This window comes from Trichloromonas sp., assembly GCF_034006665.1.
GTDB lineage: Bacteria > Desulfobacterota > Desulfuromonadia > Desulfuromonadales > Trichloromonadaceae > Trichloromonas.
Genome location: NZ_JAVESI010000004.1, coordinates 120,855 through 138,887, shown reverse-complemented (window position 1 = coordinate 138,887; position 18,033 = coordinate 120,855). Strand labels below are relative to the sequence as shown.

Here is an 18,033-nt window from a genome sequence, read left to right as displayed (position 1 = left end):
AGGCTAAGGCTATGGCCAAAGGACGAATTCTCGCCATCGATAACGACGGGGCCTCGCGGACGCTCTATCAGGAGCTGCTCGGCAACGACGGCTATTATGTGCGTACCGCCGCCGGTGTGCGTGACGCCATGGAGGCACTGCGCCGCGAAGAGTTCGATCTGGTCGTCACCGAGTTGCACGCCGGTGTCGGAAACGAGGACATCACCGAGAGCATTCGTCGCCACAACCCCGCCCAGGAAATCGTCGTCGTCACCGACAAGAACGATGCCTCCGCCGCGGTCGAGGCGATGAAACGCGGGGTCTCCGATTATCTGCTCAAACCGGTCAATCCCGACGAGTTTCTGCTGCTGGTCGGAAAAATCCTTTTCCGCCAGGCTCTGCGGGTCGAGCACAAGAAGCTCCTCGACGAGAACATCGAGTTTCACCAGACCTTGGGTTACTATCAGAAGTGTCTGGCTTTTTTGCGCATTCACGATCTTGATCGGCTCGGGGACCAGATCATCGACACCCTGATGGAGCTCTTGCAGGCGGAAGGGGGGCTGCTCTGGCTTCCCGGCTTCGACGGTCGGCACTACCGCCTCCGTTGCCGGCGCGGTCTGGTCAAGGTGGCCGCGGACGAGGAGACGCTGACTCCCGACGAAACCCTGCGCGCCCTGCTCTTTACCGGTGAGCCGGTAACGGCCGGTCAGGGTGCGAACCTCTGGCTGCCCCTGGCGGTCGGCAGCGAGGGTACGGCGCTGATCCGTATCGAGGCTCCGGTGGCGCGCGAGGCCTTCACTCGGCGGGATCTCAAGATCGCAGCCCTGGTCGGCGAGTTCGCCGCCGGCGCCTTGCACAATGTTCTGCTGGTGCGCGATCTCGAACAGAATACCCTGCGGGTTCCCCGGGGGCAGGCCTACAACATGACCTTTTTTCAGGATCATATCGACAAGGAGCTGCACAAGTCCCGCCGCTACGGCCGTGGTCTGTCCCTGATCCGGCTGAGCATCGACAACCACCGCCAACTCGCCGCCCACTTTCGCGGCCACGAACTGGATGAGGCGATGAGGCGGATCATCGAGGCGATCAATTCGGTCCTGCGCGATGCCGACATCCTCGCCATGGCTGCTTTCGACGAGTATTACATGCTGCTGCCGGAGACCGACTATTGGGGGTCGCTGGTCGCCCAGAAACGGATCCGCAAGGCTCTCAAGGGGATGCTGAGCGTCTGCGATCTGAAAAAGAGTTTGCCGATCGCCCTCTATCTGCGATCGGCGGCCTATCCGGCGGACGGAGCGACTTTCCAAGAGTTGCGGGCGGTCGCCGGTCTTCGCCTGGAACGGCTGAAAAAGAGCCTTTTCCATCGCCCCGGCATCGCCGAAACCCCCTTCTGGCCCTTGGTCGAGCGTCTGCTCGGCACCCCCGGCGATTATTCCGTCGCGACTGAAACGGGGGGGATATCCGGTCCTCTGTCGGTGAAGGAGGACGATTTGCGCTGCCGCTATTTCCGTATGCCCGCCGTGCGTCTCGACGAAATCATACGCGCCTTTTGCCGCGAGGTAGTGGAGTCGAGCCGGGTACGGGGGATCATCTATCGCGGCTGCGACGATTTCGACAAGGTCCGGCAATCCCTGCGTCACGTCGAGGCTCTGGAGAAGTCCGCGACCTCGATCTTCCTTCTCGGCGGCAGGACTCGCGCACATTGGGATTACCAGCGTCTCGTCCCGCTCTATATGGACGACGACGCTTTCGGGAAAATCCCCTTTATCCTTTATCTCAATGAAGATTGTGCTTATGCCCTCTTTGCCCGTCGCCGAGGGGAAGAACTGCTCGGTTTTCATACCTCGGACTTCTACTTTGTCGAGAACATGATCGCCAAACTTCAGGAACAGTATCAGCTTCAGGCGCAGATCTAGCGGTATTTCCGCCAATTTCAGGAGTTTTTCGTGACCAGGTTGTGTAACAAGATCGTGCTCGCCGGCGACCGGCCGGATCTGGTCGGCATGATTGATCTGTTGCGGCAGAACGGCTTGCAGGTCCAGCATTGCCCCGACGGGGCGCGGGCCTTGGAGATCTGCCTCTCCCTGGCGCCTGATCTCATGGTGCTCGATACCGAGGTGGCGCTCCTCCCGGCGACGCGACTGGTCCAGATTCTTCTTTCCAACCCCCGTACCGAGCGCATGGCCTTTTTCTATGTCGGTTGCGAGGGTCAGGAAGTGGAGGGCTTCCGCCGACACAAGGACGGTTTTCTCCCCCGGCCCTTTAATCCTGAGCAACTTCTGTCGGCGATACTCGGCCACTTCAATCGCCTGGAGAAGACCGCCCAGGTCGGACGTCAAGAGAAGGACATTCGCGGCCATCTCGATCAGATCGCCGTGACCGACCTGGTGCAGGTCCTTGGGGTCAACCGCAAGGAGGGGGTTCTTTCCCTGCATAGCGCCGGGGCCCGGGGGATGATCTTTCTCCGTGAGGGATGCGTGGTCAATGCCCGTCTTGGCCGGGTTGACGGTGAAAAGGCTTTCTTTCGCCTGCTCGGCTGGAAAGAGGGGGAATTCTGGTTCTCGCCTGGAGGGGTCGATACGGAGGTCCGCATCACTGTTCCGGTTGATCACCTGATCATCGAGGGGCTGCGGCAGCAGGATGAAATGGCCGCCCAGTCCGCTGTTTTGCCGGATCCGGGAGACTGCCTCGAACTGAAGATTCCCCGTGACCGGTTGCCCCGGGGCTTGCGGCCGACCACCCAGGAAATTCTCGTCCTGACCGAGTATTATTCCCAGGTGCGGGAGATTCTCGACCACTGCCCTCGTCCCGATTTCGAAGTGCTGCAGATCCTCAAGGTGCTCATCGACAAAGGATTGCTTGATGTGCGCCGGGATTGCGGACTGGAGGATCCCGGACGGACCCCCCTGCTCAGTTCCGAGGAGGTTATCCTCATCAAGGATCATCTTGGCGAGCGTGAGGTGCTCCTTGATGAGGCTTCGGCCAAGCTGCTTCTCTTGGCCGCCGAATCCGAGGATGTGCGGCGCTTCGTGCGCACCCTGCAGGGGATCGGCGAGTTTGACCCGGCCCATGACTTCTTCCTTGGGGATGAGGGCTTGGGTCTGGGGGATATCGGCCGGCTGCTGATCAACGAGACTTTCGCTCTGCGTCTTTTCGTGCTGCCCGCGACCCGCGAGGCCGCTCCCCTGTGGACCCCCTTTCTGCGGCGCCTTTTCGGCGTACTTTGTCTGTCCGAAGGGGCGGAGATGGCGACGGCCCGGAAATTTTTCGAAGAACGCGCCCAGGCCCCGGTGGCGATGGTGTCCTTCAACGAGCCGAAAACGGGGGCGTTTCTTCTGAAAAAGGGGGATCGCAAAGACTTTCACGAGCTGTTGGCTTTTTTCGCATCCCAATTCCGCCGGCCGCTGCCGGCACGGGAGGAATCATGATCGATCTGCATACCCATACCGTTTTCAGCGACGGCGAACTGATCCCCTTCGAGTTGGCCCGCCGTGCGGCGGTGGCCGGTTATCGCGCCCTGGCGATCACCGATCACGGGGATTTCTCCAACCTGGACCTGATCATTCCGCGCCTTTCCCGCATCGCCCAGGAACTCGGCAAGTCCCTGGGGCTGGTGGTGATCCCCGGCATTGAACTGACCCACATCCCGCCGGCAATGATCGCCGAGGCGACGGCCGAGGCTCGTTCCCTCGGAGCAAAACTGGTCGTCCTGCACGGCGAAACGATCGTCGAGCCGGTGGCCCCCGGCACCAACCGGGCGGCCATCGAGGCCGGGATCGATATCCTTGCCCACCCCGGGCTGCTGACCGCCGAGGAGGCCGCCCTTGCCGCCCAGGGCGGAGTCTGTCTGGAAATCACTACGCGTAAAGGACATTCGCTGACCAACGGTCATGTCGCCAAACTGGCGCTGGCGGCGGGGGCGAAACTGGTCATCAATAATGATGCCCACGCCCCCGGTGATCTGGTGTCGCTGGAAATGGCCCGCAAAATCGCCCTCGGAGCCGGGCTCAGCGAAGATCAGTTCGAGCAGTGCCGGAGAAATTCGGAAGAGCTGGTTTTCAGGGCGGTGGGGGTAAGGTTGTAAGGCTGAAGACCGAAGGCTGAAGGGAAATTTCTCATTGAAGGATTTGGTAACCATGGAACAGACGGATTTCGATTTTTTGAAGGAACTGGTGGAAACCCCCAGCCCCTCGGGCTTTGAGCAACCGGCGCAGCGGGTCATTCGGCGGGTGCTCGAGCCGGTGGCGGATGAGTTGCACACGGACGTTATGGGTAACGTCATCGCCCGCATTGCCGGAGCCGGGGAGCATTGCCCCCGGGTCATGCTCGCCGGTCACTGCGACGAGATCGGCTTCATGGTCAAGCACATCGACGACAACGGCTTTCTCTTTTTCGCCGCCATCGGTGGGGTCGATGCCCATCTGGTGCCGGGGCAGAGGGTCTATGTCCACACCGCTTCCGGACCGGTTCTCGGCGTTGTCGGCAAGAAGCCGATCCACATGATAGAGACCAAGGACCGGGAGACAGTGGTCAAACTCAAGAACCAGTTCATCGACATCGGTTGCCTTGATCGGGCCGAGGCCGAGAAGCTGGTGGCCATCGGCGATCCCGCGACCTTCGCCGTGGGGCTGGAGCGCCTCCAGGGGGATCGGGTCATTTCCCGCGCCTTCGACGACAAGATGGGGGCTTTCGTTGTTGCTCGCGTCTTGCAGGAAGTGCGGCGGCGGGGACCGGCGCCGGTCGATCTCCATGTCGTCACCACGGTCCAGGAGGAGGTTGGGTTGCGCGGCGGCACCACCAGCGCCTACGGGGTCAATCCCGATGTCGGCATCGCCGTCGATGTCGGTTTCGCCACCGACTACCCGGAGATGGACAAGAAGGAGATCGGCGAATTCAAGATCGGCAAGGGACCGATTATTGCCCGTGGTCCCAACGTCAATCCGGTTCTTTTCGACCTGCTCGTCGCCACCGCCCGCGCCGAGAATATCCCCTACCAGGTGCTGGGTGCACCGCGCGGCACCGGTACCGACGCCAACGTCATCCAACTCTCCCGGGGCGGCACGGCGGCAGCGCTGGTCAGCGTTCCCCTGCGCTACATGCATACGCCGGTGGAACTTCTCTCCCTCGACGACCTGGAACATACCGTTAAGCTTCTGGCCGCTCTCATGTACCGTATCGAAAGCGTCGGCCAGTTTATTCCCCACTGACCGGTGACTTTTTCTCTGGCCCGGCACGACTTTCAGGACGTTGCCGGGCCAATCCTGTTTGAGAATTTTTAACGGATTTTACCTTGACGCAAGCGGATCGGCTTGGATAGTATCACCGATTAATATTTTTCCTCCCCCCCTCAAGACAAAAGGAGCTGGCGATGCTGGATCCCGTGATCCGTGAAGGACTCACTTTCGACGACGTGCTTCTCGTTCCCGCCCATTCGATCGTACTGCCCAAGGAGGCCGATCTCACCACCCAACTGACCCCTCGCATCCGCCTGAATATCCCGCTTCTTTCCGCCGCCATGGATACCGTCACCGGAAACCGGACGGCGATCTGCATGGCCCGCGAGGGGGGCCTCGGCATCCTCCACAAGAACATGACTCCCGCCGAGCAGGCCCTGGAGGTCGACCAGGTGAAGAAGTCGGAGAGCGGCATGATCGTCGATCCGATCACCATGCATCCCGAGCAGAAAATCTACGAGGCCCTGGAGCTGATGGAAAAATACCGCATCTCCGGGGTGCCGATCACCAGGGACGGCAAGCTGGTGGGGATTCTCACCAACCGCGACCTGCGTTTCGAGACCAAACTCGATCAACCTATCGCCAACGTCATGACCAAGGACAAACTGGTCACCGTTCCCCCCGGCACCACCTTGGAGGAAGCCAAGTTCCATCTGCACCAGCATCGTATCGAGAAGCTTCTGGTCGTTGATGACAGCTACAACCTCAAAGGTCTGATCACCATCAAGGACATTGAAAAGGTCCGTAAATATCCCAACGCCTGCAAGGACGACTTCGGTCGACTGCGGGTCGGGGCGGCGGTGGGGGTCGCCGGCGATCGTGAGGAGCGTCTCGAAGCTCTGGTCAGGGCTGGGGTCGATGTCGTCGTCATCGATACCGCTCATGGCCACTCCCAGGGTGTGCTCGACGCCGTGCACGACACCAAACGGGCCTATCCCGACCTGCAACTGATCGCCGGAAACATCGCCACCGCCGAGGCGGCTGCGTCCCTGATCAAGGCTGGGGTCGACGCGGTCAAAGTCGGTATCGGTCCTGGTTCCATCTGCACGACCCGGGTCGTCGCCGGGGTCGGGGTGCCGCAGATCACCGCTATCGCCGACGTGTCCGAGGTGACCCGCAAGGCCGGAATCCCTCTCATCGCCGACGGTGGCATCAAATATTCCGGCGAATTGCCCAAGGCCATCGCCGCCGGCGCCGACGTTATCATGATCGGTTCCCTCTTTGCCGGCACCGACGAATCCCCCGGCGAAACCATCCTCTATCAGGGCCGAACCTATAAGACCTATCGTGGCATGGGCAGCCTCGGCGCCATGAAGCAGGGGAGCAAGGACCGCTATTTCCAAGGGGATGTGGACAGCGACGTTAAACTTGTTCCCGAGGGGATCGAAGGGCGGGTGCCTTTCCGCGGTAGCCTCTCCAGCAACATCCATCAACTGATGGGTGGTCTGCGCGCCGGCATGGGTTATACCGGCTGCCGCACCATCGCCGAGTTGCAGCAAAAGGCCCGCTTCATGCGCATCACCAACGCCGGCCTGCGTGAATCCCACGTCCATGACGTCACCATCACCCACGAAGCCCCCAACTACCGGGTCGAACGGCAAGGGTAGGGAAGGAGCGACCCGCCGGGTCGCCCAGGGCGAGGCGGTGCCTAGCCCTTACAGGAGAGCCTTTATGTCCGACATCCACAGCGAAAAAATCCTGATTCTCGACTTCGGTTCCCAGTACACCCAGCTCATCGCCCGCCGGGTGCGGGAGGCCCACGTCTACTGCGAGCTTCATCCCTTCGATATGGGCATCGAGGCGATCCGTGCTTTCGCCCCCAAAGGGATCATTCTCTCCGGCGGGCCCAAGTCGGTTTATGAGGAGGGCGCGCCGGCCATCGCCGAGGAATTGTTCGAACTCGGCGTGCCGGTGCTCGGCATCTGCTACGGCATGCAGCTGATGAGCCGCCATTTCGGCGGGCGGGTGGTGCCGGCGGGAAAACGCGAGTTCGGTCATGCCGAACTCCTTGCCCAGGGACAACCGGGGCCGCTCTTCGCCGGCTTTTTCATCGAGGGTAAAAGTCCGGTGTGGATGAGCCACGGCGACCATGTGGAAGCGGTCCCGGCAGGCTTCGAGGTCGTCGCCGGTACCGGCAACGCCCCGGTCTGCGCCATCCAGAATACGGCGCGGCGTCTCTACGGCGTGCAGTTCCATCCGGAAGTCAATCACACCCCCCACGGTCAGCAACTGCTTGACACCTTTGTTCGTGACATCTGCGGCTGCACCGGCCAATGGACCCCGGGGCAGATTATCGACGACGCCGTTGCCCGCATCCGCGAGCAGGTTGGAAGCGACCAGGTCATCCTCGGCCTTTCCGGCGGGGTCGACTCCTCGGTGGCGGCGGCGCTCATCCATCGCGCCATCGGCGATCAGCTCACCTGCGTCTTCGTCGACAACGGCCTGTTGCGTCTCAACGAGGGCGATCAGGTGATGGCCACTTTCGCCCGCAACATGGGGGTGAAGGTCATCCGTGTTGATGCCGAGGAGCGTTTTCTTTCGGCTCTGACCGGGGTTGCCGACCCCGAGCGCAAGCGCAAGATTATTGGCGGTCTGTTCGTCGACATCTTCGAGGAAGAGTCGAACAAGCTCACCGACGCCAAGTGGCTGGCGCAGGGGACGATCTACCCCGATGTTATCGAGTCGGCCGGGGCCAAGACCGGCAAGGCCCACAACATCAAGAGTCATCACAACGTCGGCGGGTTGCCCGACACCATGAAGCTGCAACTGCTCGAACCTTTGCGCGAACTCTTCAAGGACGAGGTCCGCGCTATCGGTGAGGAGTTGGGCCTGCCTCATGCCATGGTCTGGCGTCATCCCTTCCCCGGTCCCGGCCTCGGGGTACGGATTCTCGGTGAGGTGAAAAAAGAGTATGCCGACATCCTGCGCCTGGCCGACGCCATCTACATCGAAGAACTCTACAGCACCGGCCATTACGACAAGATCAGCCAGGCCTTCGCCGTCTTTCTGCCGGTAAAGAGCGTCGGCGTCATGGGCGACGGCCGCACCTACGAATACGTGGTGGCGCTGCGCGCCGTGGAGACCAAGGACTTTATGACCGCCGGCTGGTATCCGCTCCCCTATGCGGACATGGCCCAGATCAGCAACCGTATCATCAACGAGGTCAAAGGGATCAACCGGGTGGTTTACGATATTTCCAGCAAGCCGCCGGCGACAATTGAGTGGGAATGATTCCCCATTGCTCCCACTGGCCCCACCAGGACCGGTGAGGATGACGATCTGTTTGCGGCGCCCACCTACGTGTTAGAATGAGCAACACGTCCTTGTGCATATATGCGTATATCAAGAAATATTTCGCTGATGCTACTCTTGGGGTGGAGCCTGTTTATGACACAATCCATCATTGCGGCAGACGCTGCGGGAGCGGCGGAAGCTAAGATTCGCTTCCATGTCGTGTTCAACAATCTGCCCTACAAGGCGGGATTGAGGACCAGTTGGGGGTTTGCCTGCCTGATCGAAGGTTTGGATAAAACCGTCCTGTTCGACACGGGCGGCAACGGCGATATCCTGCTCGCGAACATGCAACGGCTCGGTCTGGATGCCGAAGCGGTTGATGCTGTTGTGTTGTCTCACATCCACGACGACCATGTCGGCGGATTAGACACGTTTCTGGCGCACAATCCGGATGTTACCGTATACCTGCCTGAATCGTTTCCGGTATCGTTCCAGCGAGAGGTCATGCGACTCGGCGCAGCGGTTGAAACCGTGTCCGGACCACGACGGCTCTTGGATAACATCTATTCGACCGGTGAAATGCAAATGAGCCACGGCATTGAGGAACAAGCCCTGATTGTGGATTCACCACGCGGGCTTGTGGTGATTACCGGTTGCGCCCATCCCAACGTGGCGGATATGGCGGAGCAGGCACGAACTTATCTGGGTAAAAACATTTATTTGCTTATGGGAGGATTTCACCTGGGCGGCAGCAGTGATGCCGAGATTCACGCGATTATCAAGCGATTGAAAGCGCTGGGCGTCAGGAAGGTCGCGCCGAGCCATTGCACCGGGGATAATGCAATCGAGCTGTTTCGCAAGGCCTGGCAGGATGACTTTATGGAGGGCGGCTTAGGCGCCGTCATTGAGGTGACGCGGTAGGCAGTATCCCTCTGCGTTGGTCCAAGAAGAGCATACAAAGAAGCGGCAAAAAAAGTCCGGGCGCATCCGAAAAAGTGTCTTCCTGAACAGGATATCTACGGCATTAAAGGAGTTAGCCTATGACATCGATACGTGAAAAGGGCGGCGGTATGTCCGAAGGTATCAAGCTGCTTTTGTGCGAAAACCCCTTACCTCCTATTGATGAGGCCATTGCCGCCGCGCAGGCCGAGGTGCCGCGCAGCAATTACTACACCGAGCCTTACTCCGAACCCTTGCGGCGCTTCATCGCGGACAGCCTGAATCTGCCGCAACGGCTGGTGCACATCAATGCCGGCTCTGAATTGATCCTGCGCCAGTTGTTCGAAAGGCTGGGTCAACATGTGCATCTGCTCACACCCACCTACCCGCTGTTTCCAGAGATCGCGCAGCATTACACCGAAACTCGGCTCTTGCCGGAGAATGATTTCGCCTTTGACCTCGGGGAACTGATGATCCCTGACGGCACGACCCTTGCGGTCATCGTCAATCCCAATAATCCCAATGGCGGCAGCTTCGACATGACCCCACTGCCCGGACTGCTGCGCCGCTATCCTGCTACCCGATTCCTGGTGGACGAAGCCTTCATCGGCCTTGCCGGCAACTCGGTTGCCCACTGGGTGCCCAACCATCCCAACCTCCTGGTTACACGCACTCTGTCCAAGGCTCACAGTCTGGCCGGTTTCCGCGTAGGTTATGCCATCCTTCCCGAGGACTTGGCCGACGACCTTAACACCCACAACGATGCTTATCCGCTGACCCGGCCTAGTCAAGCAGCGGCCCTTGCCACCTTGCAACACGAAGACAAAATCCGCGAGCGAGCGGCTCGTCTGCGTACCTGGACCGAAGGTTTGGCTGCCGAACTTTGCGCCCTTGGTGTGCGGACTTTCCCGACTCAGACTTACTTCTTTCTCGCCGATTTCGCGCCCCATGACGCAACCGAACTGGCCAACAGTCTCAAGAACCGCGGGATCTTCATCAAGCCATTAAGTGATCCAAGCCTCGGTCCCGGTTTTATGCGCGTAACGACCGCGCTGCCCGACGATAATGCGCGCGTCGTCCAAGCCCTGCGAGAGTTGCTCTAACCATGCCAAAAACCGCGCCGTTTGAGTCCCATCACCGCCATTATGACGACTGGTTCGTGCGCCACGCGGCGGCCTACTACTCGGAGCTGCTGGCGGTTCGCGCCCAGCTGCCCTGGCACGGATTGGGTTTGTCGATCGGGGTCGGCACCGGTCGTTTTGCCGCCCCGCTGGGCGTGCAGGTGGGCATCGACCCGGTCCACGCCGTGCTGAGCTACGCAGCCCAGCGGGGCATTTCCGCTGTGCAGGCGGTTGCCGAAGCGCTTCCCTTCGCGGACGGTCTGTTTGACCGCGCCCTGTGCGTGACCACCATCTGTTTCGTGGACGACGTCGCTGCCATGCTGAGTGAGGCTTGGCGCGTACTGAAGCCTGGCGGCGTGCTGGTAATCGGCTTTATCGATCGCACCAGCGCACTCGGTCGACACTATCTGGCACACCAGACAGAGAGTATGTTTTACCGTGACGCAACCTTCTTCTCGGCGGAGGAAGTGGATCTGCTGCTGAACGACGCCGGTTTCACCGAACCGGTGTGGGTGCAAACCCTGTCAAAGACGCTGGAGGAGACATGCGAGATCGAATCCTTGAGCAGCGGCTACGGGCGGGGGGCGTTTGTCGTGGTGAGGGTTAGACGGCCGTAACTTCGGTGCGCCCTTGGCAGCGGCATTCTGGTCGCCGTACCGATCGGTCGTTGTCCAAACAGTTTTGAATCTAGCCTTGCGAACCACGAAGAAGATACTGGTTCAGGTAACGGTCGATATCCACTTTGCCTTGGGCATACTCATCGTGCCAACCCTCCGGCACAGGCATCTCTTCGTACCACCGCGCCCTTTCCGCTTCCAGTAACCGCCGCGGCTGACGCATGTAATCAGCAGCACAATAGACCTGCCTACCAACGGTTTGGGATAGCCTATCCAGCCAGTCCGCACCTTCTCGACTGCGCATCAAATGATGATCGAGAATGACCACGTCAATGTGTTGCGCCAGTCGCACCGCATTATGCCAGGCCGTTTCACGCTGGGCGTTGCTCAGGCGATTGAGATAGAGCGGCGGCCCGGCAGCCAGGACGATATCCGGTTGCCAGTCGATCAGCAGATCGATGGTCGAATCCTCCAATAGCTGGATGTCCGAGGCGTGCACGAAGACAGCGTTTTCCATCTCCACCCGCGTCATCATCACGGTTCCCAGGTTGTTGCCCGGCGTACCATGCGGCACGGCTCGGGAAAAGGACAGCCTCCCCGCCGTTTGCCCTTCTGCAACCTGCATGTTGGTGCCTAGCAGATCGACCAAATCCTGAAATCGATTGCTGACCTCCCCCGTGAGGTCGTCACCGGATTTGCTCCAGGCCCGCAATTCCCGAAAAGCGTGAGGCAGGCTACGAACCGCTAACTGATATGGATTCGCGTCCACCAAGGGTACGTGATCGCCATGGAAATGGCTGAACACCACATCGGTGGCATTCTCCAGCACGTTCAGGATTCGCGCCCGTATGCGCCGCCCCACGGCAATCTGCTCAGGGTGGGGCAGCAGGCCGTAACGCACGTAACCCAGAGCCACGCCCGGATCGATGACAATGCGTCGATCCGGCAAGGTCACCCGGCAACACAGGCTGCGCACGCCCAGGGATTCCGCACCGATGATTTCAAGACTCATGCTAGCCGTTCTCGCTTCCTATTTACTCCCGGGGATAAAGATCTCGCAGGCTCCGAACAGCGCTGCCAAGGCATTCATTCCGGTATAGCCAAGGCCAGCAGCGCGTAGATCACCACGCTTATCGCCATCCCCAGGGCAAATAAAGCGATCTTGTGATAGCGCCGGGCCATGGGCAGCAGTTCATGTACGGAGACGAAAACCATGGCCCCGGCGGCAAAAGCCATGAACAGCGGATTAAGCATCGGATGGAAGTGCACCGCCACCAGGCCGATCATGGCGCCCAGTGGTTCGGCGAGCCCGGAGAGGAACGCGGCCGCGTAGAGGAAGCGTTTTTTCTTGACCATGACGATCGGGACCGCCATGGCGAACTCCTCGGGGAGGTTATGGATTGCAATGGCCAGTCCCACCAATACGCCCAGGGACGGTGAGGCAATGTAGCTGTTGGCCATGGCGAAGCCCTCGGGGATGTCGTGCAGGATCAGGCCGAAGGCCACTAGGTAAGCGGTTCTTACCAGGCCTGGAGCGAACGCGCCATGTTCTTCCACGAGGTGGGTATGCGGGATTACCCAATGCGACACCGCGACGATCAGCACGCCCAGAGTAAAGGCCGTGACCGCACGCCCCAGTCCGGCTTCACCCGTCGCTTCCGGCATCAGTTCGAGGAAAGAGACCAGCAGCATAATGCCGGCGGAGAAACCGATTCCCAAAGCAATGGCTCGCTCGTTCTTGCCGATGTAGATCGCCAGTGCAACCCCCGCCAGCGTGGTAACCACGGATAGCGAGGCCAACAGCAGGACGGCGACGTAGGTCGTAGAGATCGGTTCCACCGTCAGGCTCCGAGACCGGGATGCGTCACATGACCCAGTCCCCGGTCAAACCGCATCGGCGTTTCGGGAGAAAAACCAGAATCTTCTGCTCGTGATCTAAGAGTTGTTTCATCGTTATCCATGGATCAGACTTTATAAAAAGACGCGCTGCTTGTGAAGATCTTTTATCGCATTCCTCTCCCCCCTGGCGCTTCGCACTTGGCGGGGGACTTTGCAACAGGGTATGCCGGATGGCTTTTTTGCCTTATAGTGGCCTGGTCGATCGCGGATTTCTCATTTTGGAGGATTGGGGTGGGTGTACGTCGGTTGGTCATCAATGTGAGGGTTGTGTTTCTGTTCCTCTTGCTCTGGATCTTTTCGGTCCAGACCCTGCCCGCCGAGGAGCGTGGCAAGGTCCGGGAGCGGATGGTGCGTGAGCCGGTTTTTGGCGGCCAGGTGTTGATACAGGAGGCCGGACGCAAGGGGAATCCGCCGCTGGTGCTGATCCACGGGCTGGGCGATCTGGCTTCGGGAACCTGGCAGGGGCTCTTGCCGCAACTGGCCCGGGTCTATCATGTCGTAACCTTCGACCTGCCCGGTTTCGGTCGTTCACAAAAACAGAATTCCCTCTATTCTCCGGGCAATTACGCTACCTTTGTTAAGTGGGTGGTTGATACTTTTATCGGCGGGGCGCCGATCGTCGTCGGTCATTCCCTAGGGGGCGCCATCGCCCTGCGCTACGCGGGAACCTACCCCGAGGCCCTGACCCGGCTGGTGCTGATCGACGTGGCCGGGGTACTCGACCGGCGGGTCTACACCAAGGAGATGCTCGGGGTTCTGGCGGAAAATTTTTCGGTGCCAAGCAGCGTGGACAGCTTTCTCGGCAATATGGTCGGCGGCCTGCCCAATCCCCTCTTCGATCTCGATCTCATGCTCGACAATGACCTGCTTCGGCAACAACTGCTCGGCGGCGATCCGGAAAAAATCGCCGCCATCGCCCTGATCCAAGAGGATTTCAGCCCCTATCTCTTTCGCATTAAGGCGCCGACCGCCATTCTCTGGGGGGAACACGACCGGGTCACACCGATGCGTACCGGTGTCCTGCTTGAAGCTAATCTGCCCGAAGCTGTTTTGCGCATCATCCCCGGCGCCGGGCACATGCCGATGGATGAACAGCCGCGTCTGTTCGCCGCCGCTTTTTCCGAAGCCCTGCAGGGTGATTACCGACCTGCGGCACGACCCGTACAGGGCGGTCAGAGGGCAGGGCGGTGCGAAGGGACGAGCGGCATGGTTTTCGAAGGAGATTATGAGAGCCTGGAGATCGTCGATTGCCGGGATGTTCACCTCCGCGACATCCGCGCCCGCTCCGTGACCTTGCGCCGCTCCACGGCGGTTTTCGATGGCGGGGAGATCAGCGGCGGTGAAGTCGGACTGCGCGCCGAAGGCTCGACCCTGACCGCCAACGGCCTGAAGATCTCCGCGCCGACGGCGGTCGCGGCTTCCGGCAGCCGCCTCGACTTGGCCGGGGTGCGCCTCTCCGGCAAACAGGCGGCGGTGGTCAGCGGCGGCCGACTGCAACTCTTCTTCTCCGTTAGCCGCATCGACAGCCCCCACGGTAGCGGCACCATTCACGGTCTGCGCGAAATGGCGGCGGGGGAGGAGTTATAGGATGGGGCTTATGGGCAAGGGGCCGAACAAACCCGGAAAACCCGCGAAAAAATACAGCCAGGCGGCGCGGCTGCATGATGTCATCCGCATTCTGCGGGCGCGTTTCGGCGCTACCGTCGAGGAACTGGCGGAGGAGTGCGGGGTCAACCGCCGTACCGTCTATCGCGATCTCAAGGCGTTGGATGAGGCCGGCTATCCGCTGATTCGTGAGAACCAGCCGGACGGCACCGTGCTGCACAGCTTCATGGCCGAGTTCAAGGAATATTTGCCGGTCACCTTCTCCCTCTATGAACTGATGACCTTCTATCTCTGCCGGGGGCAACTCGCCTTTTTGCAGGGTACCCCTTTTCAGGAGGATCTCGACGCGGTCTTTGCCCGCATCCGCTCCAATCTGCCTCCGCGCAATCTGGCCCACCTCGAACGTCTGGCCCAGGCGGCGACCCCGCATTTTCAGGGCTTGCGCGACTACGCCCCGCAACGGGACATCCTCGAAACCCTGCGCGAGGCGCTGTTGCGCCAGTACACCTGCCGCATTTCTTATGCACCTCCGCGCCGTCCGGCCGCGGATTACCTGATTGATCCCTACACCCTGGTCTTTTACAAGGATTCCCTCTATCTCGCGGCTTACGCCCACAACCGTCAAGACTTGCGGCGTTTTCTCGTCGACCGCATCCGGACTCTGGAACGGCTGGACGAGCGCTTCGAGGTACCAACGGATTTTTCCGTGGACGATCTGCTCGGTCACGCCTTCGGCCTTATCGACGAGACACCGCTCAATATCCGGGTCCGGTTCTCCGCCGACATCGCCCATCTTATCCGCGAACGCACCTGGCATCCTTCGCAATGTATCGAAGAGCAGGCGGACGGTTCCTTGATTCTCGCCTTCAACGCCGGTGGCGAGAAGGAAATCCTGGCCTGGCTCTACTCTTATCTCCCTCATGTCCGGGTGCTCGCACCCGAATCCCTGCGAACGGCCTTCGCCGCCGGGCTGCGCCGTGGCTTGGATCTCGACACCTTGTGACTTATTCTGTCGCAGGACTCCGCTAAGGTTATCCCATCGGTAATCAACTTCTTTGGGAGGTGACCTATGGTTTGGCTGGATGTGACGGGGAATGACGGCAGCGCCCTTTATTTTGTGACGGATCGGATCGAACGGCGCCCGGCGGCGGATGGCGCCGGTTTCAGCGTGTCTGGTCTGCTCGGCGACGGCTGTTATGAAGGAGAGGTTCTCGTCGAGGTCGGGAAGAATCCCGCCGTGACCTTTGTCGACGATTGGCTGGCGCGGGCGGACTTTTCTTCTTTCGCCGCTCGCATCGACCGGGAGCGGGTGGACGTCGCCCTGACCGAGCTGGCAACGGGATTGGCGGCGGAATTGAGCGGCGGCGGGCGCTCTCCGCGCGGGCGGCGGATGGAGCGAAGCGGGCGGGTTCAGGAACCGGCTCCGACCTGGCGGGCGGTCGCCTGAAAGGAGAGGGCGGGTATTGCGCCATGCCTTGCAATCGGACAGTCCCTAGGGTAAAAGATGAAAAATTTTATCCGGGGGATTTACTCATGCGCACGCTCGTTCTTGCCTCGACCAGTCCGTATCGTTTGCAGCTGCTACGGCAGCTGGGTTTGCCCTTTCAGGTCGCCGCGCCGCTCTTCGAGGAGCGTATCGACCAGGATATCGCGCCCGATCTGCTGGTGCGGCACCTTTCCCTGCACAAAGCCAAGAGTCTCGGCGAGCGTTTTCCCGAGGCCCTGATCATCGGCGCCGACCAGGTCTTCACCGACCCGCGCGGCAAGGTGCTGGGCAAGCCCGGCTCCGTCGAGGCGGCGGTGGCGCAGTTGCGGGAGATGGCGGGGCGCAGCCATACCTTTTATACCGGCGTTACGGTCTATGACAGCCTTTCTCACGAGGTTCTGACGGATGTCGTGACCTTCACCGTGACGTTGCGCCATCTGAACCGGGAGCAGCTGGTGCGCTATGTGAAACGGGAAAACCCCGTCGACTGCGCCGGTTCCTTCAAGATCGAGGGCCTCGGCATCGCCCTGATGGAACGTATGGAAGGCTCCGACTACACCGCCCTCATCGGCCTGCCCCTGATCCGCCTGACCGCCATGCTCGAACAGTTCGGGGTCGAGGTTCTGTGAGGTGGTTTCCTCGGATCACTATCTCTTTATTGCAACGGCGATGAATCGTTAAAAACGTTGTCGGGGTAATATTCACGTATTTTTTCCTGTTTTTCAGGCCTTTATCACGAGTCATTTTCTGTTAAACTTCAATAATTGGAAGGATGGTTCAGCCGGAATATCCCCTAAAGGAACTCCCTGCCCATGACGCGATCGGTCGGTTTTCCCCGGAAAATTCTTGTTTGCATCATGCTTTTTCTTTTTCTTGCGGCCGGCGCCGTCTTTGCCGAGGAAGAGACCAGGGTCGATAAGTTTCACCGTAACGCCTCCAGCGGCCTGCTCGCTACGGCGCGCTGGCTCGACAACTTTTTCTCCGATCCGCGTTTTGAAAGCGAGCAGGGGAAATCCCGCCTCAAGATCCGTTTTTCCCTCTTCGCCGAGGACGAGTCGGATATCGAATACGATGTGCGCACCGGGTTGCGCCTCGATCTGCCCATTCTTGAAGAGCGTCTGCATCTATTGATTGCCGGGGATCCGGACGAGGAGGTAGGTTACCGGACGATCTCCGGGGCGGAAGGGGCTTCGCCGACCGTGGTCGACAACGAAGAGGATTTCTCTCTGTCCCTGCGCTACTTTATCAAACGCAAGGCTCTGCGTCACCTGAGCCTGCGCAGCGGTCTGCGCTGGCGCGACGGCATGCCCGCCATTTTTCTCGAACCCCGCTATCGGCGCACCATCCCCCTTGATGATTGGAACTTTCGTTTCACCCAGCGGTTGACGACCATCACCGACGGCACGTTGCGCGCCCGCACGCTCTTCGATTTCGACCGCCAGGTAGGGGACAAACTCTTTTTCCGCGCTTCCGCCGAAGGGGTCTGGGACAAGGACGAGCACGGCTATGCCTACGGCGCGAGCTTTTCTCTCTTTCAGCCCTTCAGCTTTCGGCGCACCCTGGTGTACGGCTGGTCCAACAGTTTCGTCACCCACCCCCACCATCGCCTGGAAGATGTCACCCTCAGCCTGCGCTACCGTCAGCGCATCTGGCGCGACTGGCTTTTTTACGAAGTCGTGCCCCAGGTCAGCTTTCCTCGGGACGAGGATTACGAAGCGACCCCCGGCATTCTCCTGCGCCTGGAGTTGATCTTCGGTTACTACCCCGAACTCAGCCTGGGCGAGACCCATTGATCGTGAAGTCTTCCGGTGGCATGGAACCGAGTTGACCGGTTAATCCTCCCGGTGGTAGTATCCAACCTCCTTTTTCCGCAACCACAGGGATGAAAGGGACAAACAGGATAAAATTCTCCTGGCTCC

At 60.2% G+C, this 18,033-nt stretch carries 16 protein-coding genes; 14 read left to right on the top strand and 2 right to left on the bottom strand.

The window, feature by feature from the left end; all coding sequences use genetic code 11:
• Positions 1-11: 11 nt before the first annotated feature.
• From RBR25_RS03400 to RBR25_RS03360, 9 genes are all read left to right on the top strand, one after another.
• The gene (locus RBR25_RS03400) at positions 12-1,895 is read left to right on the top strand and encodes a response regulator (protein WP_432818121.1); all 1,884 of its coding nucleotides are present in this window, start codon (positions 12-14) and stop codon (positions 1,893-1,895) included.
• A 30-nt stretch (positions 1,896-1,925) separates the two neighbouring features.
• Positions 1,926-3,407: a DUF4388 domain-containing protein gene (locus tag RBR25_RS03395; RefSeq protein WP_432818120.1), complete on the top strand. Its 1,482-nt coding sequence runs from the start codon at positions 1,926-1,928 to the stop codon at positions 3,405-3,407.
• On the top strand, positions 3,404-4,063 hold the full coding sequence (locus tag RBR25_RS03390) for a histidinol phosphate phosphatase domain-containing protein (protein WP_432818119.1): 660 nt from the start codon (positions 3,404-3,406) through the stop codon (positions 4,061-4,063). The genes RBR25_RS03395 and RBR25_RS03390 overlap by 4 nt, the downstream gene beginning before the upstream one ends.
• Before the next feature lie 52 nt (positions 4,064-4,115).
• Positions 4,116-5,186: a M42 family metallopeptidase gene (locus tag RBR25_RS03385; protein WP_432818118.1), complete on the top strand. Its 1,071-nt coding sequence runs from the start codon at positions 4,116-4,118 to the stop codon at positions 5,184-5,186.
• 161 nt (positions 5,187-5,347) lie between these two features.
• Positions 5,348-6,820, top strand: coding sequence for an IMP dehydrogenase (gene guaB, locus RBR25_RS03380; RefSeq protein WP_432818117.1), 1,473 nt, complete (start codon positions 5,348-5,350; stop codon positions 6,818-6,820).
• Positions 6,821-6,884: 64 nt separating this feature from the next.
• On the top strand, positions 6,885-8,444 hold the full coding sequence (guaA, locus tag RBR25_RS03375; protein ID WP_432818116.1) for a glutamine-hydrolyzing GMP synthase: 1,560 nt from the start codon (positions 6,885-6,887) through the stop codon (positions 8,442-8,444).
• Positions 8,445-8,600: 156 nt separating this feature from the next.
• Positions 8,601-9,368 carry an MBL fold metallo-hydrolase gene (locus tag RBR25_RS03370; protein ID WP_432818115.1) on the top strand — a complete coding sequence of 256 codons (768 nt, stop codon included), beginning with the start codon at positions 8,601-8,603 and terminating at the stop codon, positions 9,366-9,368.
• Positions 9,369-9,487: 119 nt separating this feature from the next.
• Entirely contained in the window at positions 9,488-10,489 is a 1,002-nt protein-coding gene (locus RBR25_RS03365; protein WP_432818114.1) for a pyridoxal phosphate-dependent aminotransferase, read from the top strand.
• Positions 10,490-10,491: 2 nt separating this feature from the next.
• Entirely contained in the window at positions 10,492-11,124 is a 633-nt protein-coding gene (locus RBR25_RS03360; RefSeq protein ID WP_432818113.1) for a class I SAM-dependent methyltransferase, read from the top strand.
• A gap of 70 nt (positions 11,125-11,194) precedes the next feature.
• On the opposite strand, the gene RBR25_RS03355 is transcribed toward RBR25_RS03360, so the two are convergent.
• Positions 11,195-12,136 (bottom strand): MBL fold metallo-hydrolase, encoded by a 942-nt coding sequence (locus RBR25_RS03355; RefSeq protein ID WP_432818112.1) that lies wholly within the window; start codon positions 12,134-12,136, stop codon positions 11,195-11,197.
• A 74-nt stretch (positions 12,137-12,210) separates the two neighbouring features.
• Positions 12,211-12,963 (bottom strand): ZIP family metal transporter, encoded by a 753-nt coding sequence (locus RBR25_RS03350; protein ID WP_432818111.1) that lies wholly within the window; start codon positions 12,961-12,963, stop codon positions 12,211-12,213.
• A 291-nt stretch (positions 12,964-13,254) separates the two neighbouring features.
• Here RBR25_RS03350 and RBR25_RS03345 point away from each other — a divergent pair, with 291 nt between their 5' ends.
• From RBR25_RS03345 to RBR25_RS03325, 5 genes are all read left to right on the top strand, one after another.
• Positions 13,255-14,610 carry an alpha/beta fold hydrolase gene (locus tag RBR25_RS03345; RefSeq protein ID WP_432818110.1) on the top strand — a complete coding sequence of 452 codons (1,356 nt, stop codon included), beginning with the start codon at positions 13,255-13,257 and terminating at the stop codon, positions 14,608-14,610.
• 1 nt (position 14,611) lies between these two features.
• Complete coding sequence (locus RBR25_RS03340; RefSeq protein WP_432818109.1) at positions 14,612-15,631, top strand: helix-turn-helix transcriptional regulator; 1,020 nt, start codon at positions 14,612-14,614, stop codon at positions 15,629-15,631.
• Positions 15,632-15,697: 66 nt separating this feature from the next.
• Complete coding sequence (locus tag RBR25_RS03335; protein WP_432818108.1) at positions 15,698-16,075, top strand: hypothetical protein; 378 nt, start codon at positions 15,698-15,700, stop codon at positions 16,073-16,075.
• 86 nt (positions 16,076-16,161) lie between these two features.
• Positions 16,162-16,743, top strand: coding sequence for a Maf family protein (locus RBR25_RS03330; RefSeq protein WP_432818107.1), 582 nt, complete (start codon positions 16,162-16,164; stop codon positions 16,741-16,743).
• A gap of 183 nt (positions 16,744-16,926) precedes the next feature.
• The gene (locus tag RBR25_RS03325) at positions 16,927-17,907 is read left to right on the top strand and encodes a hypothetical protein (protein WP_432818106.1); all 981 of its coding nucleotides are present in this window, start codon (positions 16,927-16,929) and stop codon (positions 17,905-17,907) included.
• The last annotated feature ends 126 nt before the right edge of the window (positions 17,908-18,033 follow it).

Bases quoted from the DNA above. Each gene is read 5' to 3' on its own strand.
- RBR25_RS03400 (WP_432818121.1), top strand. From the start codon at position 12: ATGGCCAAAGGACGAATTCTCGCCATCGATAACGACGGGGCCTCGCGG.
- RBR25_RS03390 (WP_432818119.1), top strand. From the start codon at position 3,404: ATGATCGATCTGCATACCCATACCGTTTTCAGCGACGGCGAACTGATC.
- RBR25_RS03385 (WP_432818118.1), top strand. From the start codon at position 4,116: ATGGAACAGACGGATTTCGATTTTTTGAAGGAACTGGTGGAAACCCCC.
- guaB (WP_432818117.1), top strand. From the start codon at position 5,348: ATGCTGGATCCCGTGATCCGTGAAGGACTCACTTTCGACGACGTGCTT.
- guaA (WP_432818116.1), top strand. From the start codon at position 6,885: ATGTCCGACATCCACAGCGAAAAAATCCTGATTCTCGACTTCGGTTCC.
- RBR25_RS03370 (WP_432818115.1), top strand. From the start codon at position 8,601: ATGACACAATCCATCATTGCGGCAGACGCTGCGGGAGCGGCGGAAGCT.
- RBR25_RS03365 (WP_432818114.1), top strand. From the start codon at position 9,488: ATGACATCGATACGTGAAAAGGGCGGCGGTATGTCCGAAGGTATCAAG.
- RBR25_RS03360 (WP_432818113.1), top strand. From the start codon at position 10,492: ATGCCAAAAACCGCGCCGTTTGAGTCCCATCACCGCCATTATGACGAC.
- RBR25_RS03355 (WP_432818112.1), bottom strand. From the start codon at position 12,136: ATGAGTCTTGAAATCATCGGTGCGGAATCCCTGGGCGTGCGCAGCCTG.
- RBR25_RS03340 (WP_432818109.1), top strand. From the start codon at position 14,612: ATGGGGCTTATGGGCAAGGGGCCGAACAAACCCGGAAAACCCGCGAAA.
- RBR25_RS03335 (WP_432818108.1), top strand. From the start codon at position 15,698: ATGGTTTGGCTGGATGTGACGGGGAATGACGGCAGCGCCCTTTATTTT.
- RBR25_RS03330 (WP_432818107.1), top strand. From the start codon at position 16,162: ATGCGCACGCTCGTTCTTGCCTCGACCAGTCCGTATCGTTTGCAGCTG.
- RBR25_RS03325 (WP_432818106.1), top strand. From the start codon at position 16,927: ATGACGCGATCGGTCGGTTTTCCCCGGAAAATTCTTGTTTGCATCATG.